Raw genomic sequence first — 22,423 nt, 5'->3', positions numbered from 1 at the left:
TTGATTCAGGTCATGGCGAAGGGGCGGCATTTCGCCCAGATGGGAGGGACAAACAAGGAGACCGAACATGGCCAAGGATTTTGACGGCAAGGTTGCTTTCGTTACCGGGGGTGCTTCCGGCATCGGCGAGGCGGTGGCCAGGCAGCTTGCCGAGCGGGGCGCCAAGGTTGTCGTTGCCGACCTCAAGCTCGACGCCGCGCAGAAGGCGGTCGACGCGATCAAGGCCGCCGGCGGCGAGGCCGCAGCGGTGGCCGTTGACGTGGGCAAGATGGACCAGGTGGAGAAGGCGGTAAAGTTCACCGTCGACACCTATGGTGCGCTGAACGTGGCCGTAAACAATGCCGGCATCGGTGGCACAGCGGCGCCGCTGGGCGACTACACATTCGAGGATTGGCACAAGGTCATCGACGTCAATCTCAATAGCGTCTTCTATTCCATGAAGTACGAAATTGCCGAGATGCTGAAGGCCGGCGGCGGGGCCATCGTCAACATGGCGTCCATCCTTGGCTCCGTCGCCTTCCCGAATGCGCCGGCCTATGTCACGGCCAAGCACGGCGTGGTGGGCATGACCAAGTCGGCCGCGCTCGACTATGCCAAGAAGGGTATTCGCGTCACCGCGGTCGGGCCCGGTTTCATTGACACGCCGCTGCTTGCCGCGCTGCCCAAGGACGCCCTTGAAGGGCTCAAGACCGTCCACCCGATCGGGCGCCTGGGCACGTCCGACGAGGTCGCAGCCCTGACGCTGTTCCTGCTCTCGGATGCAGCGTCCAACATAACAGGCAGCTACCATCTCGTGGATGGTGGCTACGTCTCGCAGTAGCTTACGGGCGGCGGCCTTCGGGCCGCCCTTTTCTTTCCGGGCCCGCGTGACAGGCCGTTTTGACCCGGCTAGAAGCGGGGCATGACCACTTCCCACCTGTCGACGCGCAGCGTCAATCCGACCGCCGCGCTCTGGCTGGCGACCGCCGCCCTCGTCATCATGGCGGCGATGAATGCCGCGATCCATGAAGCCGCCAAAGTGGCGCCGGTGGGACAACTGGTCTTCTGGCGAAGCATCGTCGCCCTGGGGCCGATCCTGCTCTACCTATGGGCCCGAGGCGAGCTGCGGACTGCGGTCCGGACCCGCTATCCGCACAAGCACCTCATTCGCGGTGTCCTGGGGGCCGCGGTGATGATGTTCAACTTCATCGCGCTGGCCTACCTTTCGGTCGGCCTGGCAACAGCGATCAGCTATCTCACACCGATTCTGTCGATCTGCGCCGCCATGGCCTTCCTGCGCGAACGGCCAGGGGCGGTAGTCATCGCCGGCGTTGCGCTGGGCCTTCTGGGCATTGTGCTGATGCTTTATCCCGCCCTGCTGGGCACAGAGATGCGACAGGGCACGCTGATCGGCGTGGCGGCGGGCATTGCCATGGCGGCTACCAATGCGCTGTCCCGCGTGCAGGTAAAGGACCTGACCCGAACCGATCCACCGGCGAGCATCGCGCTGTCCTTCGCCGTGGTGAGCAGCATTGTGGGGCTGGTGACGGCGCTGTTTGGGTGGGCCGAACTCGACAGCCAGACATTCGGGTTGCTCGTCGCCGCGGGGTTGCTGGGCGGGATGGGACATGTGCTGATGACCGAAGCGGTGGCGCGCGCCCCGGTGTCGCTGCTGGCCGGCTACGAATATACCGGCATCATCTGGGCCTTCCTGTTCGACTTTGCCCTGCTCGGCATCGTGCTCGATGCGTGGGCGATCTCGGGTGCGGTCGTGGTCGTATTGGCGGCGATCACCGTTGCGTATGGGCAGGGGCGCTTCGCGACAAGACCGGCCTGGACCGCGCCTGACCCGTCGACAAAGGGCTGACCCGGATCAGAACCCGTCATCATGCGTTGCCCTGCGAGGGAGGAGGCAACGCGAATGGAAGACCTGACGCCGGAGCTGTTGCATTGGATAACCTGCGCCATCGAGTGGTGCGGCATTGCCATCATCGTGGGCGGGCTGCTGTTCGGCACGGCACGTTTCGTGCCGACAGTGCTATCGCGGCAAACGACCGAACATGCCTTCCGCCGCTATCGGGCCGATGTGGGCCGCGGAATCCTGCTTGGCCTGGAATTTCTTGTCGCGGCGGACATCATCGCCACCGTCGCTATCGAGCCCAGCCTCGAGAGCCTGGCTATTCTGGCGGGCATAGTCGCCATCAGGACATTCCTCAGTCTCTCGCTCGAAGTCGAGGTGTCCGGACGATGGCCTTGGCAGCAGCCCAGTGCCGAAGTGCGAGAACGGCAGAGTAACAAGTGACGGCTATTGCCAGCGCTTGAATGTCTTGAGGTGATCGAGTGCCTTGACGACCGTTTGGGTGATCTTTTCGACGCTGTCGGTCACGGGAACAACGAGGACGTTTTCGGTCTTCGGATCAGGCACTTCCAGGGTCGCGAACTGGCTGTCGAGCAGGCTGGTCGGCATATATTCATGCTGGCGCCTGGCCATGCGTTCGGCGATGACCTCGCGGCTGCCTTCGAGATAGACGAACAGGACGGGTTCGCCCGCCTTGTCGGTCAGGTATTGTCGATAGGCCCGCTTGAGCGCCGAGCAGGCGCCCATGGCCGCCCCCTTTTTGTCGGCTGCTTCATGCAGCGCCCCGGCCAGGCGCTCGAGCCAGGGCCAGCGGTCGTCATCGGTCAGGGGAATGCCGGCGCGCATTTTCTCGACATTGGCTTCGGGATGATAGCCGTCGCCATCGAGGAATGGGACGTGCAGGCGGCGGGCGATGGACTGGCCGACGGTCGATTTGCCCGAGGAGCTGACGCCCATGACGATGATGATGCGGGACGGAATGAGTGACATTGCTAGACCGTGGCCGTGAAGGCGCCGTCGACATAGAGAATGTGCCCGTTGACGAAACGGGCGGCCTCGGAAGCGAGGAACACCACCGCACCGCCCAATTCCTCAGGCTGGCCCCAGCGACCCATGGGCGTTCGAGTCTCGATCCAGGCGTTGAACTTGTCGTCCTTGAGCAGGGCTTCATTGAGTTCGGTGGCGAAATAGCCCGGCGCGATGCCGTTGACGTTGAGGCCATGCCGGGCCCAGTCCACGGCCATGCCGCGCGTGATGTTGGCGACCGCCGCCTTGGTGGCTGCATAGGGCGCCACGGAGGGGCGGGACATTTCGGACAGCAGCGAGCAGATATTGATGATCTTGCCGGCGCCGCGCGCAATCATGTGGCGGGCCACGGGCTGGCTGACGTTGAAGACGGAGGTCAGGTTGGTGGCGATGACCTGATCGAACTTCTCGGGCGGAAAGGCCTCAAGGCTCGAACGGAACTGCATGCCGGCATTGTTGACCAGGATATCGATAGGGCCGATCTCGTCCTCGATATGGTTCACCGCCTCATTGATGCTGTCACGACTGGTGACGTCGAAGGCAACCGCGTTCACCGTGGCACCAGTGGCCGCCAGATCATGCGCCGCCGCGCCCAGGGCCACGCTGTCACGGGCATTGAGGATCACGGCAGCGCCCGCATCGGCAAGGGCGCGTGCCATGGCAAAGCCGAGGCCGCGGCTGGAGCCGGTGATCAGCGCGCGCTGGCCGGACAGGTCGAACGGATTGGGGGAAGCCAAGGGTATCTCCACTTTTGTGGAACCCTATGCAGGTGGGCTTGTCCCGGCAAGCCATTCTACCATACAAGACGCCATATTCGGCCAAAATTCCCCAAATACGACTTCCGTATCGGGCGGGTTTGTGGTCAGTTCCCGCCGCGAGCCATGCGCTGCAGGCATGGGCAAGACGAAGAGTTCTCGGAAGGACGTTTGTATGTCGACAGCGGATATCGGCCTGATTGGCCTGGCGGTGATGGGTTCCAACCTGGCGCTGAACATTGCTGAAAAAGGTTACACCATCGCTGTCCACAACAGGTCTGTGAGCAAGATCGACGACTTCGTCGTGACGGCGAAGGACCAGGGTCTGGACGGCAAGGTGATCCCCAAGGCGGATCTGGCCGACTTCGTGCAATCGGTTAAGCGCCCGCGCTCGATCATCATCATGGTCAAGGCCGGCAAGCCTGTCGACGAGATGATCGAACAGCTGCTTCCCCTTCTGGAGCAGGGCGATGCCATCATCGAATGCGGCAATTCGCTGTTCACCGACACGCAGCGCCGTTTCGACTATCTCAAGCCCAAGGGCATCGGCTATCTGGGCGTAGGCGTTTCCGGCGGTGAAGAAGGCGCGCGCCATGGTCCCTCGATCATGGTTGGTGGCTCCAAGGAGCAGTGGCACAATGCCGAGGCGGTGCTGACCGCCATCGCCGCCAAGTTCAATGGCGAGAGCTGCTGCGCCTATCTCGGCGAGGGCGGCGCGGGCCATTTCGTCAAGACGATCCACAACGGCATCGAATATGGCGACATGCAGATGATCGCCGAAGTCTATGGCGTGATGCGCGACGGCCTGGGGATGAATCCAGCCCAGTGTGCCGACGTCTTCAAGGAGTGGAACAAGGGTCCGCTCAATTCCTATCTCATCGAGATCACCGGCCATGTGCTGGCCGCGGTCGATGACCAAACCGGCAAACCGCTGGTCGAACTGATCCTCGACAAGGCCGGCCAGAAGGGCACCGGTGTCTGGTCCGCCATCGTCGCCCAGCAGATGGGCGTGCCGGCAACGGCGATCGAAGGCGCCGTCGCGGCCCGTTCGATCTCTTCGCGCAAGGAAGAGCGCGTGGCGGCCGAGGCCATCTATGGCAAGCCGAACCGTGGCAAGACCGACGTGACGCTGGCAGACCTCGAAAAGGCGCTGCTTGCGGGCAAGATCGTGTCCTATGCGCAGGGATTTGCGGTCATCGCCAAGGCATCGGAAGAAAACGGCTGGAGCCTGCCGTTGGCGACCATCGCCAAGATCTGGCGTGCCGGCTGCATTATCCGCTCGCGCTTCCTGGACCAGATGTCGGCGGCCTATGAAAAGGGTGGCAATGCCAACCTGCTCGTGGTGCCTGATTTCGTGTCGCTGATGAAGGATAGCCATCCCTCGCTGCGCAAGGTGGTGGCTGCTGCCGCCGTCGGCGAATTCCCGATGATCTGCCTCTCGGCTGCGCTCAGCTACTTCGACAGCTACCGCCAGGCACAGGGCACGGCAAACCTGACGCAGGGCCAGCGCGACTTCTTCGGTGCGCATGGTTTCGAGATTGTGGGCCGCGGCACAGACCTGCACGGCACCTGGCCGAGCACGCTGGGCAAGTAGTTCCGGCTAAACGAAAAAGGGGACTCCGCGTGAGCGGGGTCCCTTTGTATTTCGCAGAAGCCGAATAGGCTAGACGCTGGGGGGAGCCTCGGGCTCCGCTTCAGCCTCAGTGACCGAATAGGGCACGCGCGCCACGAGGACACGCCCTTCATCCTCGATCTCGAACACGCCCTCGGTGGGCTCTTCCGCCAAGGCAACGGCGCCCTGCGCGGCGAAGGTTGCTTCTTCCATGGCGGTGTTCAGCGAGGGCAGCTTGAGCCCATCAATGTCCACCTCGCGCTGGCCGTCCTTCGTGCGGTGATTGAAGAAATATCGTGGCATGGTCGACTCCATTATCGCCATGCAAACGGGGCGCCGAGGCATTCGGTTCCTGATGCCGCGATCACGCTTTTGGAGCAAGCCTCGCCTATAGCGCGCGGAACATGACGTAGCTGTCCACATAGCCGTGCACGGGGTGGTTGAACGCCAGGGGCAGGGTGCCGACGATCTGGAAACCGAGCGTCTGCCAGAGGGAGACGGCGCGCGTATTGGTGGACACCACATGATTGAACTGCATGGCGCGGAAGCCGCGTTCCCTGGCGCGGGCCAGCGAATGTTCGCACATGGCGCGGGCCACACCCTTGCCCTGGGCGGTCGAGGCAGTCATGTAGCCGCAATTGGCGACGTGGACGCCGCCACCGGCCTGGTTGGCCATCAGATAGTATGTGCCGACAGGCACGCCATCGATCTCGGCGATGAAGACTTCGTGGGAGGGAGCGAACCAATAGGCCTCGACCCCCGCCGAGTCCAAGTCGCGGGCAATGGCATATGTTTCACCCGCCGCCAAGACCGGGGCGACGATGGCAAGAACGGCCGGTCGATCGGCGTCAGTTGCGGCGCGGATGGTGATCGTCATCGTCATCATCGATGGGTGCGATCCTGACCTGGCCCGGCGCCGGCGTTTCCGGCACATGAGGGTGGTCGGCAAGGCTGGGGCGATGGCTGAGTTCGAAGCGCCATGCGGCCAGGCCGAACAGCACAAGGGAAATCACCACGGCAATGCCGCAAGCAATGAAGGGCGCACCAGGGAAATAGTGTCCCGATTCTGGTGCACTCGTGTAATAGGAAAAAATCTGCGTCGCGCCCAGCGGGCCGACAATCGTTGCCAGTGAGCTGGCAGCATTGACCGCTCCCTGCAACTCACCCTGGCTGTTGTCAGGGACCTGGCGTGACAGAACACCGTTAATGGCGGGTGGGGCGAGCCCGCTGACCGTGCCGACGGCGATGAACAAATAAAGCTGATAGACATCGCCCGAAAAGGCGATGCCGGCAAAGGCGATGGTGGCGGCAAGCAGTCCGACGATGCCGACGGCAGGCTCACCGATCCCCCGAGAGAGGGGTGCTGCCAATACGGCCTGGCTAAAGGCAAAACCGATGCCGAAGGCACCCAGCGTGCGCCCGATGGATGAGGAGCTGAAATTGAACACTTCCACCGTGAAGTAGCTGAATATGGTGGGCAGGGCCTGTGTTGCGAGCTGCAGAAAGAGCAGTACGGCCAGGAGCCATATTACCGCTGGATACTTGCGCAGGGCCACCACGGCGCCGAAGGGATTGGCGCGGCGAATGTCGAACTTGCGGCGGGACGCCTTTGGCAGGCTTTCCGGCAGCACAAACAGCCCGAAGAGGAAATTGGCGAACGCCAGGCCGGCCGCCGCATAAAAGGGCACGCGCGGCCCGAGCTCACCGAGCTCTCCGCCGATCACCGGGCCGATAATGAAGCCGAGTCCGAAGGCAGCGCCGATGAGACCGAAGCGATGGGTGCGCTTATGGGGTGGCGTGATGTCGGCCATATAGGCGGTGGCGGTGGCGAGGGCGGCGCCTGCGATACCGGCGATGATCCGGCCGATGAACAAATACCAGACCACCGGCGCAATCGACATCATCAAGTAGTCGAAGGTCAGGCCGAGAAGGGAGGCCAGCAGCACCGGACGGCGGCCGAATCGATCGGAGAGGTTTCCCAGCACCGGCGAAAACACAAACTGCATGAAGGCGTAGGTGAAGACCAGGTAGCCGCCGAGAACGGCCGCATTGGCGACGCTGCCGCCAGTCAGGTCTTCGAGCAGCTCCGGTAGCACGGGCACAATGATGCCAACGCCAATCATATCAAGCAGGATCGTCACCAGAATGCAGGTGAGAGCCAGGCGTGAGCGGGTCGCTGCTTGCATGCTGGGAGTGCTAACCTTTTGAAGTGCGGCCGGTTTGACTGTGTCGCGCAGTTGACACAGCAGAGCCTTTCAACGCAAGGCCGAAGGACCGTGCAAGGTTCCATGACGAGCGCTCACTTCGACGCTTTTCGTGCGGAAATAGGCGCCGCTTCGATTTGGCCTTCATAGCCGTAAAGCCACGCAAGGCGGCGCAGATGGCCGCGGCGGCCTTGCGCCGCAATGGCCAGATTGCGTGCGACGCTGAGCGGCCATCGCATGTGGAAGATGCGACCATTGGTGGCGGAGAGGGCGGCGACCCGGGCGACACGGGCGTGGCGCTGGCCGTAGTACTTTTGGAAGGCGGTCTCGGCGCTGGCCTCGGCAATGAGCAGTGGCGCGAGAGCCGCGGCATCCTCGATGCCCATGGCCGCGCCCTGGGCCTGAAACGGCACCATGGCATGTGCCGCATCGCCTATGAGGCCGATATTGCCGGAGTGCCACGTGTCGGTGCGGACCGTGTAGAGGGGCCACGGGGTCCATGTATCAGCGGCCGCCGACAACAGGACTTCAATGCGTGAACCCTGCGAGTCGGACCAGGGCGCCTGCGGCCGGGTACCGAGCTCGCCGGTGGTCTCGGCGCCCTTGGCAAAAAGCGCCAGATTGACCTGGCGGCGGTGCGGCAGGGGATAGCAGACCAGGTGAGAACCGGGCGCAAAGAGCACCGAGACGCGGTCGAGGGCGAGTTGCCCGGCCACCGAATCGAAGGGCAGGAGGGTGCGCCAGGCGACGCGCTGCCAATAGCGGGCCCTGGGTCCGCCGATGACCTCGATGCGCGTGCGGGAATGCACGCCGTCGGCACCGATAAAGGCGAGGCCCCGGCCGGTGCGGGTTTGGCCGTTAGCTTCATCGATCGAGACGGTTACGCCGCGCTCGTGCGACTCTACGCGCCAGGAGCGGACGCCGAAGAGGATGTCGATATTGGCGAAGCGCCGGCAGGCCCGGTAGAGCAGATCGGCAAGATCAGCCCGGTGCATGACCGCATAGGGGGCGCCGAACCGCTCGCGCATGATGGCGCCGAGTTCGAGCGTGACCAGCGGATCGGGTCGGAGATAGGGGTAGATATCGATGCCATCGGGTTCGAGGCTGTGGGAGCCGAGGACCTCGTCCAGACCGAGATTGTTGAGGATTTTCCGTGCGTTAGGGCTGATCTGCAGGCCGGCACCGAATTCGGAAATGGTGGGGCCGCGTTCGAGCACGACGACCTTGGCGCCGAATTTTGCCAAGGCAAGGGCCAGCGTCAGGCCGGATATGCCCGCGCCCGCGATATAGTATGTGCGGCCCGTGCCGGGCATGGCAGGGCTCAGGCGGCGTCGGCGTGGAAAATCGCGGAGAGCGGGTTGGACGTGCCGGCGGCCAGGCGTGAACTGAACACGTAATGTGTTGAACAATAAGGACAAACCGCTTCGTTGTCCTTGCCCATGTCGATGTAGATATGGGGGTGGTCAAACGGGGGCAGGGCGCCGACGCACTGGAATTCCTTGGAGCCGACCTCGATCTGGCGGAGCCCTTCGGTGTTATGGAAATGGGGCGTTGTGCCGTGTGCCATGACGATAAACCTGTTTGATTTGGCCGGACCATATGCCAAGGACGGGATGAAGGAAAGGGTGCACAACCCATTCAGGCAGACGGCAGATACGGCCAATTTGCTGGCATCATGCTGGCGGTTTGCTTGCCGTTTTCTCGATTTTTGCAGCAGGATTTCAGCCCGTGCCCAAATTCCAGTCCGATGGTTTGACGCTTGCCTACGAATCCGCGGGCGAGGGGCCGGCGGTGCTGTGCATTCATGGCTTCGCATCGAGCGGCAAGGTCAACTGGATTGACACCGGGTGGGTCGAGACACTGACCGGCGCCGGGTATCGGGCGATCACGCTGGACAATCGCGGGCATGGCGAGTCCGACAAGCCCTATGACCCCGAGCGCTATTATCCGAGCGACATGGCCCGGGATGCCGTGGCGCTGCTCGACCATCTCGGGATCGGCCGGGCAGCCGTGCTGGGCTACTCCATGGGGGCCAGGATTTCGGCCTTCATGGCCTTCGAGCATGAGGAACGGGTGGCCTGCGCGATCTTTGGCGGCATGGGGCTCAACCTCATCAATGGACTCAGCGACGGCAATGACATCATAGCCGGGCTGCGGGCGCCGGCGCTGGACGGGCTGACCCATCCGACTGCGCGGCAATTCCGCATCTTCGCCGACCATACCGGGGCCGACCGGGAAGCCCTGGCGGCCTGCATGGAGACGTCGCGCCAGCCGATGGCCCGGGCGGACGTGCGGCGGATCGCGGTGCCGGTGCTGGTGGCGGTGGGCGAGGCCGACGAGATGGCCGGCGCGCCGGGCCCGCTGGCCGAATTGATGCCGCATGCCGAAGCCTTCATCATTCCCAAGCGCGACCATATGCGGGCGACCGGAGACAAGGCATTCAAGGCGGCGGCCATCGATTTTCTGAGCAGGACATTTGCCCCGCACAGGCAATCGTGAACCAAATTGTGCGCGCGGGCTTTGTTTCGGAGCACCAGATAGCTTATATCGGTGTTTATCGATGAAGCGGAGACCCGCCATGTCAATCAGTGCCAAGAAGTCCGCCCAGATCAAAACTGTCGACCCGGTCTGGGAAGCGGTCATGGCCGGTGCGCGCCAGATCGTGGCGGCGGAACCCTCGCTGGCCAACATGGCCATCTCGTCGATTCTCAACCACGATACGTTCGAGCAGGCGCTGGCCCATCGCCTGGCGGCCCGGCTCGACCATGACGATGTCTCGGCTGATCTGATCCGGCAGGCCTTTGCCGAAACGCTGATCGATGCGCCGGAAATCGGCGAAAATGCACGGGTCGATCTCGCGGCGACGCTTGAGCGCGATCCGGCATGCCACAGGGCCATCGAGCCCCTGCTGTTCTTCAAGGGCTATCAGGCCATCCAGACGCATCGCTTTGCCCATGCCATGTTCAAGGCGGGGCGTCGCGACTTCGCGCTCTATCTGCAGAGCCGGTCCAGTCAGGTGTTCCAGGTGGACATCAACCCGGCAGCGCCGATCGGCAAGGGCATCATGCTCGACCACGGCACGGGATTTGTCGTCGGGGAGACGGCGGTTATCGGCGACAATGTCTCGCTGATGCAGAATGTGACGCTGGGCGGTACGGGCAAATCGGACCAGGATCGTCACCCCAAGATCGGCAATGGCGTGCTGATCGGGGCGGGCGCCAAGGTGCTTGGCAATATCAAGGTCGGCGACTGCTCCCGCGTCGGTGCCGGCTCGGTGGTTCTCAAGGAAGTGCCGCCGCGCGTCACCGTTGCCGGGGTGCCGGCCAAGGTGATCGGGGAGGCCGGCTGCGCGCAGCCAGCGCTGGTCATGGATCAGATGGTTTTGGTACACGACCTCAACGCCTGAGGCGGAACGACCAGCCTCAAGTCAACAGCGTTGCGGGCATTATGCTCCTTCTCAGGGGTTGTCTCCGGCATTTCAGCCACTAGATTGCCGCCTCAACGCAAATCAGCAGGACACCACCAGTGAACCATCCCGAGATCATCAAGCTGCAGAAGTTCCTGCAGCTGAAGTTCAACAACAAGAACATCGACGTGCGTCCGCGCCCCAAGCTCAACGATTCCGTCGAGGTGTTCATCGGCGATGAATCGATCGGGCTCATTCACGTGGACGACGAGGACGGCGACAAGTCCTACATCTTCAACATGTCGATCCTCGACATCGATCTGGACGAAGTCAGCTAGGCGCTACCGCCAGGCACCGATGGGAGCGAGCCAGCGCTCCATTTCGGCATCAAACTGGCGCCACGATTGCAGAATCGTGGCGTCGAAGGTGTAGACGGCGGCGATGCCGCTGGGCAGGTAGACGGTGCGCACACATTGCGCCGTGCCTTCCACCGAAACTGGCTCCAGACATTTGGCCACGAATGGATCTGGCGAGAGCGCGTCATACCAGACCGTCTCCCCGCCATAGCCGCTGCTGTCGCGCATCGGCTTGCCCACGAGGCCCGGCACGCCGCCTATGGCGGCATCTTCAAACTGATGCAGGTAGACGCGATCGAGCAGGCTGCTGCTTGCCCGTGCGCGGCTGCGTGGCAGCAGCGTCACGTCGACCGATTGCGACGGCTGGACCGCGTCCGGGGCAAAGCGGATGCGCAGGTCGATCTGGTCGGTGAAGCCATCGCGGATCTGCTCGCCGTAGCGAAACCAGGCCGAGGGGATCTTCAGCTCACGGCCTGAAATCGTCTGCACGATGGGGTCGGGATCGGCGAGGGTCGGCGCCGGCGTCTGCCGGGCGCGGCCCAGTTCGTCAATCAGGTAGGCCGCCCCGACGGCCAGAAGCAGCACGAGAACCGCGATGCCCGCCAGATTGTAGGCGAGCGAAGATTGCCCGGAATGGCGCTCGGCAGGGGCCGGTTGCGAACTTGTTTCCAGCATTAACCAGATTCGCCGAGGAGAGGTGACAGGTCATCAGGGGGTGAATATGCTTAATGAAGGGTTAACATTGTGCGGCGGGGATGGATTGGCATGGCGAAGGAACTGTTGCTTGCAGCCTTCCTGATTGGCGTGGGGCTCTGCATTGCAGGGGCAGGGACGCATCTCTACCAGTGGCTCGCCCGCCAGCAGGCCATGTTGCGCTATGACGGCAGCACCTTCATCCGCTCGCTGGGCAACCTGGCGATGAGCTTTGTCTGCGGTCCCTACATCATGTTGCAGATGGGCTGGCAGCACGAAGAGGACGGCACGATCTCAATGACTTCGGCGCTGGTTTCGGCCGTGGTTGCCTTCGGCTGGGCCTTCGTGACGGGCCTGCTGTTCATGGGCATCTACGTGGCCATACGGTTCTAGGCCGTTCGTCCATTCACAGACTGAAATACAATGAGGCCAGCCTTGCGGCTGGCCTCATTCTTCAGACCCCTATCAGGGATAGGTTTGGGGCGGGGTCCGGAACTCCGGAGCTCGGTATCCAGGGAATGCCGGTCTGCAAATACCGGCCTTCTGCGCTTCCGGTGCTCACGTACTGGTGTACGCTCCGCTCCGGTTCTCGAAGGCCGACTTTCGACTCGGCCTGCCCTGGATTCCTTCGTTCCTCTATAGGCGCTAGTTGATAGCAGCGGTGGCGACGACGATCTCGCGGGTGTCGATCATGTCGACCCACTTGCCGGCGTCGGCCTGGGACTGGCGCTTGATGAACTTGTAGGGCGTTGCGCTCCACAGATCGACCGAGCCGACCTGGTTGTCGAGCACGAGGTCGCCGCGATCGGTGCGCACCATGAGCACGGCATGGCCTTCGCCATTGGCCTGCTTGACCACCGCCATGAGCAGCGTGCTGGCCGGCCAGCCGGCATTGATCAGGTCACGGCGCTTGGCCAGGGCATAGTCTTCGCAATCGCCGTAGCCGTTGGGATAAGTCCAGAACTCGGCGACCTGGTAGAGCTGGTCATCGGTGACCGGAACAATGCTCTGGTTGACGCTGGCATTGACGCTCAGCAGCTGCTGCCAGAGATTTTCGGTGAGGGAAACGGCGCCGACGGGATTGGCATGGGGGCGGCATTCGTCAGGGCGGCTCTGGCAGAATTCGAGGTGACCGACCGGAATGCTGGTGGTCGCGCTGACGGTCTGCACGAAGGCAATGTTGGTGGTGTCGAGCGCCTGGGCCGGAATAACGGCAGCCGCGAAGGCGAAAATGGCTGCAAATAGTTGGGCTGGCAGGCCTTTTTTGTTCGATGCCATGGTGTGATCTCCCTGATGGAGACCACGTTAGGGGGGGCGGATTAGGCCGGTCCGAAAAGTGCCATGCAGTTTTTATGCATGTTTTATCGATGTCGTTCCGGCAAAATTAACCATGCGGGCCAGGGACTTGGGCGAAAGGGCTCAGGGCTGGATTCCGGCGAGGACCCGGGCATAGAGCGCGTCGTCCTGTCCGGCGCCGTCGCGGCACTGCTTGGAGCCGATATGGATCGTGTCCACTTTTCGCCGCAAGTCTGACCGGTGAATGAACGTCTGTTCGATCACCTGTCCGGGGGCGATCTGCCAGTTCTGGTGGTGGGCGATGACATTGTTGCCGTCGGCATCGACGGCCAGCGCAGTGACGCAGACATAGTCATAGTCATGCGGATCGTTGTCGGTGAGCCGCTGGGTCAGCCGCATTTCGCCCCGCGCCGTATCGAGCGTGATGGCGATGTCGACCCACTGGTTGCGCTTCCAATCCCATTTCTGGTGATAGGCCGGACATTGCAGCGTGGCGCCATCGGCCACGCATTCGGCGATCCTGATCTGTTGCCAGGCATAGTCGGACCAGTCGGCCCGCCCATCGGCAAAGGCGCCGCCGGGTGAAGCGAAGGACAGGAAGGTGGCGGCAAGGGTGGCGAGGGAGGAGGCGCGCAGCGTCGGTGTCATGAAAGCATCATAAATGCGCCGCCGGGCCGGCGCCATTCACAGAAGCGCGGGGCGCGACTGCCGTCAGTTCATGCGCAGATTCTGCTGGATGACGGTCAGCATTTCCTGGGCGGAGGCGAATTCGACCGCGACGCCATTCTGGAAGTGGCGGACGACGCGGGCGCGCATGCGACCCAGGGTGACCGGCGTGCCCATGGCGGGACGCACATCGAGCTCGATGGCGGCGCCGGAGAGGGAGATGTCGATGATCTTGCAATTGTAGCGGCGGCCATCGTCGAGCACGACGGTGGAATGGCGGATATCGGGGACGACGCGTTCGTGGCGGCGATCCTCGGGCAGGTTAAGGACATCCTTGTTGGCCAGCCAGGTCAGCTGCGCCGCCATCTTGTCACGCTTGCGCGGCGAGGCGGCGATATCCATGGTGAAGCCGCCCTCGGCGGGAGCCAGGATCGTGCCCTCGATGCGGCCGATATGATCGACATAGGCGATGACCTTTTCGCCGGGCATGCCGGGGACCGGCGCGATGACGACGGCATCGCCGGGGGACATTTCCAGGATCTGGCAGGGGAATTCGCGACGGTCAGCCAGCATGTAGCGACCCAGCACGGAAACGCGCACGCGCTGGAACCGGTTTGATTCCGCGCGGGTCCGATTTGGGGCGATAAACTGCGGGGAGGGAAGGTCGTCGCTCAGCATTCGCCGGACCGCTCAAGCTATGAATGGCGGTAACACTATCCGGTCTTAGTTAACGCAATATGTTTTCGAAGTTTGATTTGCGCAGCCAAAAACCGCGCAAACTGTTGCTTGGAAAGCGATAAATGCCTATTGGCGGCCGCCGTCGATAACGGCGAGATGGGCATAGCGGCGGGCGGTGCGGCCATAGACGACTGCGGGCATTGCCGCCGGGCCGACGGAGTTGCTGAAGCCGCCATTGTTGGCGACGTTGGTCGCCACATCGCGAACCGTATCCTCGAGGGCTACGTCGTCAGGCCAGATCAGCCGCAGGCCGGTGATGCGCTGCTCAAGGATCGGCTGCACGCCGAGCCAGTAGGGCTCATCGAGCGCCGTCATGGCGCCGAGCAGGCGGGTATGGGTCGAGCCATTGTGCCGGAGCGGCATCAGGATGGTCTCGAAGCTGACCTTGGTGTGCAGGGCGGTGGTGCCCTGGAAGGTGACCAAGGCGACGGCGTGATCTTCCGTCACGGCGCGCATCAGCGTTTCCATGGCGTCGTGATCGCGCTCATGCCAGAGGGTGGAGAAGGAGCGGCCCTTGAGCTCGCGGCAATAGCTGGTGCAGAGGTGCGAACCGGCAAGGCGGAAGGAGAACTTGTCGCTCTCGTCGAGCTCGAGAATGAAGGTATTGGCCAGCGCTTCGCGGATGCGCGTCGGGTCAATGTCCTTCCGGTCGGGCGCACTGCGTGCACCGCGAATGGAATTCCAGTAATCGTAGAGCGTCCTGGTGCTCGTCTTCTGCATATCGTGACCCGCCAAGTATCGGCGAGCGCTCTCCCGTGGACCGCATTCGCCGCCTCGCGACATTGGCAAAAGTGGGGGGCAAAATCGCTCTTAAAGAAGAGTTAAGGTTAACGCGGGCGGGCCTATGTGGAAAAGAATGGCGTAAGGCAGAGTGGGCCAGCGAGTCGGAGTGAAGTGATGAGTGAACAAGGCCAATTGCCGCCGGATGCCCAGCCAGCGGGGCGGGAGCCGGTCTTCCTGCTGCCCGGCTCGGTCACGGCGCTGATCGGCGTGCTGGTGGCCATTCACCTTGCATCAACCGTCGTTCTTAACCAGGACGGGCTTTTGCAGATGGTGTTCTGGTTTGCGTTCCAGCCGCTGCGCATCGTGGCTGCGGGGGCCGATCCGGCGCTGGCGGTGCCGTTGATCTGGACGCCGTTCAGCCACGCCTTGCTGCATGGCGGCTGGGAGCACCTGCTGGTCAATGTCGCCTGGTTCGCGATTTTCGCCACGCCGGTGGCCCGCCGCTATGGGGCAGGGCCGATGCTGGCCATCTTCTTCATTTCGGCCGCAGCGGGGGCGGCGCTATTTGCAGCGACGACGCTCTATTCAGGGTCGTATCTGATCGGCGCGTCTGGCGGCGTCGCCGGCCTCACCGGGGCGGCCGTACGGTTCATCTTCCAGCCCATCATCGTGACTCGGCATCCCGAGACGGGCGAGCAGGTGGTGATCGGGCGGCGGCTGGCCGGGCTGGGCGAGCTGTGGCGCGATAACCGGGCGCGGTTCTTCATCCTGATCTGGGTGGTGCTCAATGCGGCGGTGCCGCTTTTGCCGCTGGTGACGGGCATGCAGATGTCGGTGGCCTGGCAGGCCCATCTCGGCGGCTTCTTTGCCGGCCTGCTGATGGTAGGGCTGTTCGAGCGCCGGAGCTAGACGGCAGGCCGGGCGCGGCTGAGTTCGGCCGTCCGCGTCAGGACCCAGGCGAGGGCGAGGAGGGCGAGGATGCCACCGCCCAGGATCAGGCCATCGAAGAGCGGATCGGGCTGGCGCGGGGTCTTGACCACCTGCAGCAGCAGGCTCAGCACGGTGCCGACCGAAAACACCGCCAGGCCCTGACGGCCGAGCAGGCGGAAGGGGGCAGCGATGGCGGAACCGGCCAGGCTGCGCATGATGGGCAAGTGGCCGAAAAAGTAGAACAGCGCCAGGGCATGCAGCAGGCGCGGCAGGGCCAGGAAGGTCTTGTCGAAATTGGTGATGTAGAAGGGCGCGCCCGCGTTGGCGAGGCCGGCGAGCATGGCGCGGCCGGCTTCGCCGAGCTGGGGAATGCGCAGCCAGAGCAGGGACAGAACCAGGAAGGCGGCCGCCGCGGCGAAGATGGCCGGCCGATAGGGAATGAAGCGCTGGCCCACCTTCATGGCGGCGCCTGACAGCAGGCCGATGACGAAGAGCAGCTGCCAGGAGAATGGATTGAAGAACCAGCCGCCCGGATTGGGGAAGTTGGGCAGATTGAAGCGGAACTGGGCGGCCGCGGCCCAGAGGGCGATGGAGAGGCCCAGCATGAGCCAGGGCTTGCGCAGGCCGACGAGCAGGAAGAGCGGCGTGGCAAGCAGCAGCGTCATGTAGAGCGGCAGGATGTTGAGGTAGCCCAGCTGATGAGTCAGCAGGGGGATGCCGACCAGCGTGCTCAGCGGCTGCTGGAACAGCGCGGAAATGTTGTTCTTGGTCAACAATTCGGGCAGGCCGAACCACTTGGCCGCGGCGGCGAAGATGGCCAGGCACAGCATGGTGATGGCGATGTGCACGAAATAGAGCTGGCGGGCGCGGGCCCAGACCTTGGCAATTGCGGCCCAGAGGCTGCCGGTGCGGAAGCGGTTGGAATAGGCCAGGCCGGCCGCCATGCCGGACATGAAAACGAAGGCCTCGGCGGCATCGGAGAAGCCGAAATTGCGGCTGGTGACGCTCTCGTAGATGGTGCCGGGCACGTGGTTGATGAAAATCATCACCAGGGCAATGCCGCGGAACATGTCGAGCCGCGCGTCGCGCCCGCCGGGCGTGACGATGGCGCCACTGGTGGCGGGCGACCACAGGGTGCGGATCCAGCTTGGACCCAGCAGGCCGGCGGCGCGATAGGTCGCGGTCTCAGGCTGTGACATGGCGCGGGGCCCTGATGGAAACCGGAGCGGCGTCGATCGTGGTTTCACTGGTGGACCATTCCGCCATGACGGCGCGCTGCTCAAGGATCACCGCGCCGGGCGCCAGTTCGGACTCGGTGGCGAACAGCACGGGCACGGTCTGCCGACGGGTCGGGCGGGAGGTCAGCGAGATGAGCAGCGGCGCGAAGATGGCCGGCAGCATGGCCGGGGCCACCCAGACGGCATTGGCCGGGGCATAGACGAGGGTGCCGCCCAGGGTGACGGCCGCGATGGCGACGATCCACCAGCTGGACTGGAAGGCATCCCCCACCGAAACCCAGTTCTGGCCGCGGCGCGTGGCGGGCCAGCCGCCATCGATGCCGAGCACGACCTGGGCGACGGCCCGGCTCTGCAACAGCAGCAGCGTGGGCGCGAGCAGGGTGGACAGCACGATCTCGCCCAAGACCGAGGCCAGGGCGCGCAGGTTGCCGCCAAACTGGCGGTTGTGACCGTCGAAGGCGCCACGCAGCAGGATCAGTACCTTGGGCAGGATCAGCACCGCGCTGACCGCAATGACCAGCGTCCAGCCGCTGATGAAGGGGTCCGCGTCGCCGGCGAACATGGCCGGCTGATCGGGGAACATGGCAGCGGCGAGGCTGGCAGCCAGCAAAGCCAGCCAGAGCGGGGAGGCCAGATAGGCCATGATGCCCTGAATGAAGGTGAAGCGGCTCCAGAGCTTGAGCCCCGGCGCGCCGAGCAGGCGGATATGCTGCAGGTTGCCCTGGCACCAGCGCCGGTCGCGCTTGGCATATTCGATGAGATTTTCCGGCCCCTCCTCGTAGGAACCGGGCAGGGTGGGGTCCATCCTGACCTTCCAGCCGGCGCGGGACAGGAGCGCGGCCTCGACATAGTCGTGGCTCAGGATGTGGCCACCAAAGGGCGGCTTGCCGGAGAGTTCGGGCAGGCCGCAGCTGGCGGCGAAGGCGCGGACGCGGACAATGGCATTGTGGCCCCAATAGGGTCCTTCATGCCCCTGCATCAGTGCCGCGCCGCGGGCAAAGGTGGGGGAGAGATAGGCGGCAGCAAACTGTAATGCCCGCCCGAAGGGGGTGCGGGCATGGATGATGCGGGGAACGGTCTGGAACAGGCCCAGATCCGGATCGTCATCCATCCGGCGGGCCATTTCGCCAATCGTCGCGCCTTCCATGAGGCTGTCGGCATCAAGGGTCAGCGCATAGTCGTAGGCGGCGCCGGAGCTGGCGATGAAATCTTCGATATTGCCAGCCTTGCGGCCGACATTGCGCTCGCGACGCCGGTAGAAGATGCGGCCGTTGCTCATCGGTTCGTCGAGCAGGCGCCTGAACCACACCGCTTCCTGCGCGGCATTATGCATTTCCTGGGTGTCGGACAGGATGACGAAGTGGAAGCGCTCGGCAATGCCCAAGGCCACGAGGCTGCGGTTCATGGCCGCGATGCGCGCAAAGGTGGCGAGCGGATCCTCGTTGTAGATCGGGACGAGGATGGCCGTCATGCCGCGTGGCAGGGCATGGGGATCGGTCATGTCGAGGCGGCGGGGCGTGAAGACACCCAGGGCGGCCGGAATGCTGCCCCAGATGAGCCAGAAGCCGCTGATGACGACCAGCAGGGTGCGCAGCAGATCGAGGGCCGTGAGTCCGCCTACGCCGGTCAGGCGCACGAAGAGGTAACCGCCGACGACAGTCAGCAGTGCCGCGGTAGTCAGGGCGGCAAGACGAAAGAACATTGACCGGCGCATGAGGATCCCAGGGTGCGTTAGCGCCCGGTAATTGCCGAAAGAGTAAGGCGCAAGGTTGTCAGGAAGCTGCCGCGACGCTCCAATTGCTGCTTGGGCATATAGAGCGGTGCATCGGGCAGGGCCTTGTCGAAGGGAAATTCTCCGCTGTGCTTCATGCTGTGGGCCTCCACTGATAGAGCCAGGTTTCGGTGAGCTTCCTGCCCAGGCCAACCAGATAGGCCTTCAATTCGAGGGGGGCAGTGCCGGTGGTCTCGATGTCGAGCACAAGGCGCCAGGCGCCGTTGGCCTCGACTCGCGACAGCACGGAATTGACGACGGCGCCCCCAGCGGCCGTGGCCAGCACGTCGATCGGCGTCTCCGGGGGCAGGCTGTCGAGCTCGCCACCCTTGAAGTCGACAACGAATTTGCGAAGATTTGCAGCATTCTCGACGCCCGATACGCCACCGGCGCCGGCGCGCGTTTCCGCGACATAGGCCATGGCGGGATTGGTCTCGGGATCGAGATTGCCCCAGATCATGCGGTAGCTGAATTCGCGCGCCGTGCCGGCCAGAGCGGGCTCGGCGGGAATCCAGAAGGCGACGATATTGTCGTCAGCCTCAAGACGGGCGGGAATCTCGATCAGCCGGACCATGCCCTGACCCCACTCGCCCTGCGGCTCGATACGGAGGGACGGGCGGCGTTCGTAATGGGCGCCGGCATCCTGGTAGCTGTCGAAGTCGCGGCCGCGCTGATAGAGGCCGAAGGCCCTGGGATTGTTCTCCCAGAGATAGGAATTGCCCAGGCTGTCGGTGTTGTTGAGGGCACGCCACATGATCTCGCCGCTCTCGCGCTCGAGCAGCAGGCCGTTGCTGTCATGCACCTGGGGGCGGTAATCGTCAAAGCCGCCGCGATTGGCCTCGGCATAGAGGAACATGGAGGTGAGCGGGGCGACGCCCAGTTCCTTGACGTCGGTGCGGAAATAGAGCCGCGCCGTGACGTCAATCGTGGTTTCCTGCGCGGCATCGCCGGCCGGCGTGATGACGAAACGATAGGCGCCGGTAACGCTCTGGCTGTCGAGGGCGGCGTAGATGGTCAGCGGGCCCTGGCCCTGCGGCTTTTCGAGGTAGAATTCGGAAAAGCGCGGGAATTCCTCGGGCAGGTCGACCCAGGAATTGAGCACGAGGCCGCGGGCGCTGAGGCCATAGATATTGTCGCGACCCAAGGCCCGGAAATAGCTGGCGCCCAGGAATGATATCAGTTCGTCATATGAATCTGGTTTGTTCAGCGGGTAGTTGAGGCGGAAGCCGGCAACGCCCGGAAATTCCTGGGCACGCGCCGATTCGGCCACTGCCGTGTCGTGGTAGGTGAAGTCGTCCGGCGTGAAGGCCAGGGGACGCGCCGTGCCGGCATCGAGTTCGAAGACCTTGACCGGCTCGGTATAGAGCCAGCCGAGGTGGAAGGCCTGGACCCGGTAGCCGGACGGTGAATCGATCCACTTTGCGGCCTCGGGGCGGAACTGGATCAGCCGATAGGCGTCATAGTCGAAGTTCTGGAAGCTTTCCGGGACCGAGACGGCCAGCGGCTCAAACGGTGCGGCGGCCATGGCCTGCATCCGGGCGCTGAAGGACTCGAAGTCGAAGGCGAACTCGCTGCGCTCCTCCACCTGGGCAAAGGCCGGCAGGGTGAGGGCAGTGGTGGCGAGGAGGGAAAGGGTGGCGATGCCCTGGAGCACCTGACGCCGATTATGCAGGGATTTGGTGTGACGCTTCAACTGGCTGCCCTATGCGGTCATGGTGAGCCGTGTTCTTTGGCAAACCTCGAACGCCGCCTAGAGCAAATAGTTGTCGCATAGTTCCCATTCCGAAAAAGCATGGCTCGGACAGGGCCGCTGGTCAGCTCCCATAGACGTCGTCCGGTTTGAACAGGCGCGGCAGGCCGAGGTCCTCCAGCACGGTGCCCTCGGGGCCGCGGATGGCGCGGCGGTAGAAGCAGCTCTTGCGGCCGGTGTGGCAGGCGGCGCCGCGGCCGGTCTGGCGGACGGTGAGCACGATGGCGTCCTGGTCGCAATCGGTGCGCAGTTCGACTACTTCCTGCAGTTCGCCCGAGGTCTCGCCCTTTTTCCAGAGCTTGCCGCGTGAGCGGGACCAGTAATGGGCGATGCCGGTCTCCAAGGTGAGCGACAGCGCCTCGGCATTCATGTGGGCCAGCATCAGCACGTCATTGGTGCCGGCCTCGATGGTGACGACGGTGAGCAGGCCATGGGCATCGAAACGCGGGGCGAAGGTGGTGCCTTCTTCCAGCTCAGCGTGTGACAGGGTCCTGGGGTCCGGGAAGGTGTGTGTCATGATGCGCCCTGATTAGCGCGCATCATTACGGGATGCCAGTGGATCAGTGCTTGAGGCCGAACCAGATCTCGATATCGCCGCTGCCGCTGCGGGCGTCGAAGGCGGGGCCGTAATATTCGAGGAAGCTGTAGGCGGCCTCGCTGGGCTCATGGCCGTGCTCGCTCAGCCAGCGCTCGGCGGCGCCGATGGTCTGGCGGATGGTGGAGAGGTCTCCGCCATGGGTGAAGCGGGCCCATTTGAGCGGCGGGACCGCGACGCGCTCGAGATCGGCGGGTGGCTCGGCGCCGGGGCGCATCTGCATGGCGACGACATATTCAAAGCGGTTGTCGGCGATCTCGCCGACAATGCCGTAGGCGGTGCCGGCAATGGCGCCGTCGATATGGCCGATATGGGGCTGGAAGCGCTGCCACTGGGCGGGCAGGCCGGCCGGATTGCTCATCTGGTGCTGCTCGGCAAGGCCGGCAAAGACCATGGCGGGACGGTTCTCGAACCGGGGTGGTTCGATGGAAACGGGGGCTGAAATATCCATTCTGAGAGGCTCCACAAGGGTAATCCCATTGAGATGGCGCCGCCGGCGGATCATTTGCGGCGTGACGCCGAACTGATCGCGGAAAGCGCGGGTGAATGCCTCATGCGAGCCGTAGCCGGCTTCGAGCGCGACCGACAGGATATCGGGCGCGCCGTCGGCAAGCTGGCGGGCCGCATCGCTCAGTCGCCGTGCCCGGAGATAGGCGGTGACCGAATAGCCGGTCACCAGGGGAAAGACGCGCGAGAGATAGCTTCTGGACCGCCCTGTCACCGCCGCGAGTTCGTCCAGGCCGAGCGGTTCACGCGACCGGCTTTCCAGAACCCACAACATCTTGGCGACAACTGACATGGCACAGACCCGTTTGAGACGGACAGTC

27 protein-coding genes are annotated in these 22,423 nt (G+C 63.8%); 9 read left to right on the top strand and 18 right to left on the bottom strand.

Annotated features, from left to right (window positions below; all coding sequences use genetic code 11):
- The first annotated feature begins 67 nt into the window (after positions 1-67).
- The 3 genes from ACLI1C_RS11940 (at position 68) to ACLI1C_RS11930 (ending at position 2,281) form a co-directional block, all read left to right on the top strand.
- Positions 68-820: an SDR family NAD(P)-dependent oxidoreductase gene (locus ACLI1C_RS11940; RefSeq protein WP_411397093.1), complete on the top strand. Its 753-nt coding sequence runs from the start codon at positions 68-70 to the stop codon at positions 818-820.
- 81 nt (positions 821-901) lie between these two features.
- Positions 902-1,846 (top strand): DMT family transporter, encoded by a 945-nt coding sequence (locus ACLI1C_RS11935; RefSeq protein WP_411397091.1) that lies wholly within the window; start codon positions 902-904, stop codon positions 1,844-1,846.
- A gap of 54 nt (positions 1,847-1,900) precedes the next feature.
- Positions 1,901-2,281: a DUF1622 domain-containing protein gene (locus ACLI1C_RS11930; protein ID WP_411397089.1), complete on the top strand. Its 381-nt coding sequence runs from the start codon at positions 1,901-1,903 to the stop codon at positions 2,279-2,281.
- A gap of 3 nt (positions 2,282-2,284) precedes the next feature.
- Here the strand turns inward: ACLI1C_RS11930 and ACLI1C_RS11925 are convergent, their stop codons facing one another.
- Together ACLI1C_RS11925 and ACLI1C_RS11920 are read right to left on the bottom strand one after the other, a co-directional pair.
- Entirely contained in the window at positions 2,285-2,827 is a 543-nt protein-coding gene (locus ACLI1C_RS11925) for a gluconokinase (RefSeq protein WP_411397087.1), read from the bottom strand.
- Between the two features lie 2 nt (positions 2,828-2,829).
- Complete coding sequence (locus ACLI1C_RS11920) at positions 2,830-3,600, bottom strand: SDR family oxidoreductase (protein ID WP_411397086.1); 771 nt, start codon at positions 3,598-3,600, stop codon at positions 2,830-2,832.
- 193 nt (positions 3,601-3,793) lie between these two features.
- On the opposite strand from ACLI1C_RS11920, the gene gndA reads away from it, so the two are divergent.
- The gene (gene gndA / locus ACLI1C_RS11915) at positions 3,794-5,212 is read left to right on the top strand and encodes an NADP-dependent phosphogluconate dehydrogenase (RefSeq protein ID WP_411397085.1); all 1,419 of its coding nucleotides are present in this window, start codon (positions 3,794-3,796) and stop codon (positions 5,210-5,212) included.
- Positions 5,213-5,281: 69 nt separating this feature from the next.
- Here the strand turns inward: gndA and ACLI1C_RS11910 are convergent, their stop codons facing one another.
- The 5 genes from ACLI1C_RS11910 to ACLI1C_RS11890 all read right to left on the bottom strand — a co-directional run bounded on the left by ACLI1C_RS11910 (position 5,282) and on the right by ACLI1C_RS11890 (position 9,097).
- Positions 5,282-5,533: a DUF6894 family protein gene (locus tag ACLI1C_RS11910; protein WP_411397084.1), complete on the bottom strand. Its 252-nt coding sequence runs from the start codon at positions 5,531-5,533 to the stop codon at positions 5,282-5,284.
- A gap of 85 nt (positions 5,534-5,618) precedes the next feature.
- Entirely contained in the window at positions 5,619-6,101 is a 483-nt protein-coding gene (locus ACLI1C_RS11905; protein ID WP_411398314.1) for an N-acetyltransferase family protein, read from the bottom strand.
- Positions 6,079-7,416 carry a TCR/Tet family MFS transporter gene (locus ACLI1C_RS11900; protein WP_411397082.1) on the bottom strand — a complete coding sequence of 446 codons (1,338 nt, stop codon included), beginning with the start codon at positions 7,414-7,416 and terminating at the stop codon, positions 6,079-6,081. Before ACLI1C_RS11900 ends, ACLI1C_RS11905 begins: the two co-directional genes overlap by 23 nt.
- A 113-nt stretch (positions 7,417-7,529) precedes the next feature.
- Positions 7,530-8,747: an FAD-dependent monooxygenase gene (locus tag ACLI1C_RS11895; RefSeq protein ID WP_411397081.1), complete on the bottom strand. Its 1,218-nt coding sequence runs from the start codon at positions 8,745-8,747 to the stop codon at positions 7,530-7,532.
- 8 nt (positions 8,748-8,755) lie between these two features.
- Positions 8,756-9,097 carry a zinc-finger domain-containing protein gene (locus ACLI1C_RS11890; protein ID WP_411397079.1) on the bottom strand — a complete coding sequence of 114 codons (342 nt, stop codon included), beginning with the start codon at positions 9,095-9,097 and terminating at the stop codon, positions 8,756-8,758.
- Positions 9,098-9,162: 65 nt separating this feature from the next.
- Here ACLI1C_RS11890 and ACLI1C_RS11885 point away from each other — a divergent pair, with 65 nt between their 5' ends.
- The 3 genes from ACLI1C_RS11885 (at position 9,163) to ACLI1C_RS11875 (ending at position 11,178) form a co-directional block, all read left to right on the top strand.
- Positions 9,163-9,933 carry an alpha/beta fold hydrolase gene (locus ACLI1C_RS11885; protein WP_411397077.1) on the top strand — a complete coding sequence of 257 codons (771 nt, stop codon included), beginning with the start codon at positions 9,163-9,165 and terminating at the stop codon, positions 9,931-9,933.
- Positions 9,934-10,012: 79 nt separating this feature from the next.
- On the top strand, positions 10,013-10,840 hold the full coding sequence (gene cysE, locus ACLI1C_RS11880; RefSeq protein WP_411397076.1) for a serine O-acetyltransferase: 828 nt from the start codon (positions 10,013-10,015) through the stop codon (positions 10,838-10,840).
- 119 nt (positions 10,841-10,959) lie between these two features.
- Positions 10,960-11,178, top strand: coding sequence for a DUF3126 family protein (locus ACLI1C_RS11875; protein ID WP_411397075.1), 219 nt, complete (start codon positions 10,960-10,962; stop codon positions 11,176-11,178).
- A 3-nt stretch (positions 11,179-11,181) separates the two neighbouring features.
- Here the strand turns inward: ACLI1C_RS11875 and ACLI1C_RS11870 are convergent, their stop codons facing one another.
- Entirely contained in the window at positions 11,182-11,871 is a 690-nt protein-coding gene (locus tag ACLI1C_RS11870) for a hypothetical protein (protein ID WP_411397073.1), read from the bottom strand.
- 90 nt (positions 11,872-11,961) lie between these two features.
- Between ACLI1C_RS11870 and ACLI1C_RS11865 the strand changes: the two genes are divergently transcribed.
- Positions 11,962-12,282, top strand: a complete 321-nt coding sequence (locus ACLI1C_RS11865) for a DUF6949 family protein (protein ID WP_411397072.1) — start codon at positions 11,962-11,964, stop codon at positions 12,280-12,282.
- A 252-nt stretch (positions 12,283-12,534) separates the two neighbouring features.
- Here ACLI1C_RS11865 and ACLI1C_RS11860 read toward each other — a convergent pair whose 3' ends face one another.
- The 4 genes from ACLI1C_RS11860 to ACLI1C_RS11845 all read right to left on the bottom strand — a co-directional run bounded on the left by ACLI1C_RS11860 (position 12,535) and on the right by ACLI1C_RS11845 (position 15,309).
- Positions 12,535-13,167, bottom strand: coding sequence for a transglutaminase-like cysteine peptidase (locus tag ACLI1C_RS11860; protein WP_411397071.1), 633 nt, complete (start codon positions 13,165-13,167; stop codon positions 12,535-12,537).
- Positions 13,168-13,308: 141 nt separating this feature from the next.
- On the bottom strand, positions 13,309-13,833 hold the full coding sequence (locus tag ACLI1C_RS11855; RefSeq protein WP_411397070.1) for a hypothetical protein: 525 nt from the start codon (positions 13,831-13,833) through the stop codon (positions 13,309-13,311).
- Positions 13,834-13,896: 63 nt separating this feature from the next.
- Positions 13,897-14,529: a PilZ domain-containing protein gene (locus ACLI1C_RS11850; RefSeq protein ID WP_411397068.1), complete on the bottom strand. Its 633-nt coding sequence runs from the start codon at positions 14,527-14,529 to the stop codon at positions 13,897-13,899.
- Between the two features lie 126 nt (positions 14,530-14,655).
- Positions 14,656-15,309 (bottom strand): PAS domain-containing protein, encoded by a 654-nt coding sequence (locus tag ACLI1C_RS11845; protein WP_411397066.1) that lies wholly within the window; start codon positions 15,307-15,309, stop codon positions 14,656-14,658.
- 177 nt (positions 15,310-15,486) lie between these two features.
- On the opposite strand from ACLI1C_RS11845, the gene ACLI1C_RS11840 reads away from it, so the two are divergent.
- Positions 15,487-16,221 (top strand): rhomboid family intramembrane serine protease, encoded by a 735-nt coding sequence (locus ACLI1C_RS11840; RefSeq protein ID WP_411397065.1) that lies wholly within the window; start codon positions 15,487-15,489, stop codon positions 16,219-16,221.
- Here the strand turns inward: ACLI1C_RS11840 and ACLI1C_RS11835 are convergent.
- From ACLI1C_RS11835 to ACLI1C_RS11810, 6 genes are all read right to left on the bottom strand, one after another.
- Positions 16,218-17,441: an OpgC family protein gene (locus ACLI1C_RS11835; RefSeq protein WP_411397063.1), complete on the bottom strand. Its 1,224-nt coding sequence runs from the start codon at positions 17,439-17,441 to the stop codon at positions 16,218-16,220. The genes ACLI1C_RS11840 and ACLI1C_RS11835 overlap by 4 nt on opposite strands.
- Complete coding sequence (gene mdoH, locus ACLI1C_RS11830; protein ID WP_411397061.1) at positions 17,428-19,194, bottom strand: glucans biosynthesis glucosyltransferase MdoH; 1,767 nt, start codon at positions 19,192-19,194, stop codon at positions 17,428-17,430. The genes ACLI1C_RS11835 and mdoH overlap by 14 nt, the downstream gene beginning before the upstream one ends.
- Before the next feature lie 17 nt (positions 19,195-19,211).
- A complete protein-coding gene (locus tag ACLI1C_RS11825) occupies positions 19,212-19,349 on the bottom strand; it encodes a hypothetical protein (protein WP_411397060.1) in 138 nt (45 codons plus the stop codon).
- Complete coding sequence (locus ACLI1C_RS11820; RefSeq protein ID WP_411397058.1) at positions 19,346-20,944, bottom strand: glucan biosynthesis protein; 1,599 nt, start codon at positions 20,942-20,944, stop codon at positions 19,346-19,348. Before ACLI1C_RS11820 ends, ACLI1C_RS11825 begins: the two co-directional genes overlap by 4 nt.
- 121 nt (positions 20,945-21,065) lie before the next feature.
- A complete protein-coding gene (gene hisI / locus ACLI1C_RS11815; RefSeq protein ID WP_411397056.1) occupies positions 21,066-21,518 on the bottom strand; it encodes a phosphoribosyl-AMP cyclohydrolase in 453 nt (150 codons plus the stop codon).
- A 43-nt stretch (positions 21,519-21,561) separates the two neighbouring features.
- Positions 21,562-22,395 (bottom strand): helix-turn-helix domain-containing protein, encoded by an 834-nt coding sequence (locus ACLI1C_RS11810; protein ID WP_411397055.1) that lies wholly within the window; start codon positions 22,393-22,395, stop codon positions 21,562-21,564.
- Positions 22,396-22,423: the final 28 nt, after the last annotated feature.

The sequence above is a fragment of the Devosia sp. XGJD_8 genome (assembly GCF_046614475.1).
Classification (GTDB): domain Bacteria; phylum Pseudomonadota; class Alphaproteobacteria; order Rhizobiales; family Devosiaceae; genus Devosia.
Note: the sequence above shows the minus strand (reverse complement) of the source record. Positions and strands in the feature narration are given on the sequence as shown.

Coding starts and splice junctions, on each gene's coding strand:
- ACLI1C_RS11940 (WP_411397093.1), top strand. CDS start 68: ATGGCCAAGGATTTTGACGGCAAGGTTGCTTTCGTTACCGGGGGTGCT.
- ACLI1C_RS11935 (WP_411397091.1), top strand. CDS start 902: ATGACCACTTCCCACCTGTCGACGCGCAGCGTCAATCCGACCGCCGCG.
- ACLI1C_RS11930 (WP_411397089.1), top strand. CDS start 1,901: ATGGAAGACCTGACGCCGGAGCTGTTGCATTGGATAACCTGCGCCATC.
- ACLI1C_RS11925 (WP_411397087.1), bottom strand. CDS start 2,827: ATGTCACTCATTCCGTCCCGCATCATCATCGTCATGGGCGTCAGCTCC.
- gndA (WP_411397085.1), top strand. CDS start 3,794: ATGTCGACAGCGGATATCGGCCTGATTGGCCTGGCGGTGATGGGTTCC.
- ACLI1C_RS11910 (WP_411397084.1), bottom strand. CDS start 5,533: ATGCCACGATATTTCTTCAATCACCGCACGAAGGACGGCCAGCGCGAG.
- ACLI1C_RS11900 (WP_411397082.1), bottom strand. CDS start 7,416: ATGCAAGCAGCGACCCGCTCACGCCTGGCTCTCACCTGCATTCTGGTG.
- ACLI1C_RS11895 (WP_411397081.1), bottom strand. CDS start 8,747: ATGCCCGGCACGGGCCGCACATACTATATCGCGGGCGCGGGCATATCC.
- cysE (WP_411397076.1), top strand. CDS start 10,013: ATGTCAATCAGTGCCAAGAAGTCCGCCCAGATCAAAACTGTCGACCCG.
- ACLI1C_RS11870 (WP_411397073.1), bottom strand. CDS start 11,871: ATGCTGGAAACAAGTTCGCAACCGGCCCCTGCCGAGCGCCATTCCGGG.
- ACLI1C_RS11865 (WP_411397072.1), top strand. CDS start 11,962: ATGGCGAAGGAACTGTTGCTTGCAGCCTTCCTGATTGGCGTGGGGCTC.
- ACLI1C_RS11860 (WP_411397071.1), bottom strand. CDS start 13,167: ATGGCATCGAACAAAAAAGGCCTGCCAGCCCAACTATTTGCAGCCATT.
- ACLI1C_RS11855 (WP_411397070.1), bottom strand. CDS start 13,833: ATGACACCGACGCTGCGCGCCTCCTCCCTCGCCACCCTTGCCGCCACC.
- ACLI1C_RS11850 (WP_411397068.1), bottom strand. CDS start 14,529: ATGCTGAGCGACGACCTTCCCTCCCCGCAGTTTATCGCCCCAAATCGG.
- ACLI1C_RS11845 (WP_411397066.1), bottom strand. CDS start 15,309: ATGCAGAAGACGAGCACCAGGACGCTCTACGATTACTGGAATTCCATT.
- ACLI1C_RS11840 (WP_411397065.1), top strand. CDS start 15,487: ATGAGTGAACAAGGCCAATTGCCGCCGGATGCCCAGCCAGCGGGGCGG.
- ACLI1C_RS11835 (WP_411397063.1), bottom strand. CDS start 17,441: ATGTCACAGCCTGAGACCGCGACCTATCGCGCCGCCGGCCTGCTGGGT.
- mdoH (WP_411397061.1), bottom strand. CDS start 19,194: ATGCGCCGGTCAATGTTCTTTCGTCTTGCCGCCCTGACTACCGCGGCA.
- ACLI1C_RS11825 (WP_411397060.1), bottom strand. CDS start 19,349: ATGAAGCACAGCGGAGAATTTCCCTTCGACAAGGCCCTGCCCGATGCA.
- hisI (WP_411397056.1), bottom strand. CDS start 21,518: ATGACACACACCTTCCCGGACCCCAGGACCCTGTCACACGCTGAGCTG.
- ACLI1C_RS11810 (WP_411397055.1), bottom strand. CDS start 22,395: ATGTCAGTTGTCGCCAAGATGTTGTGGGTTCTGGAAAGCCGGTCGCGT.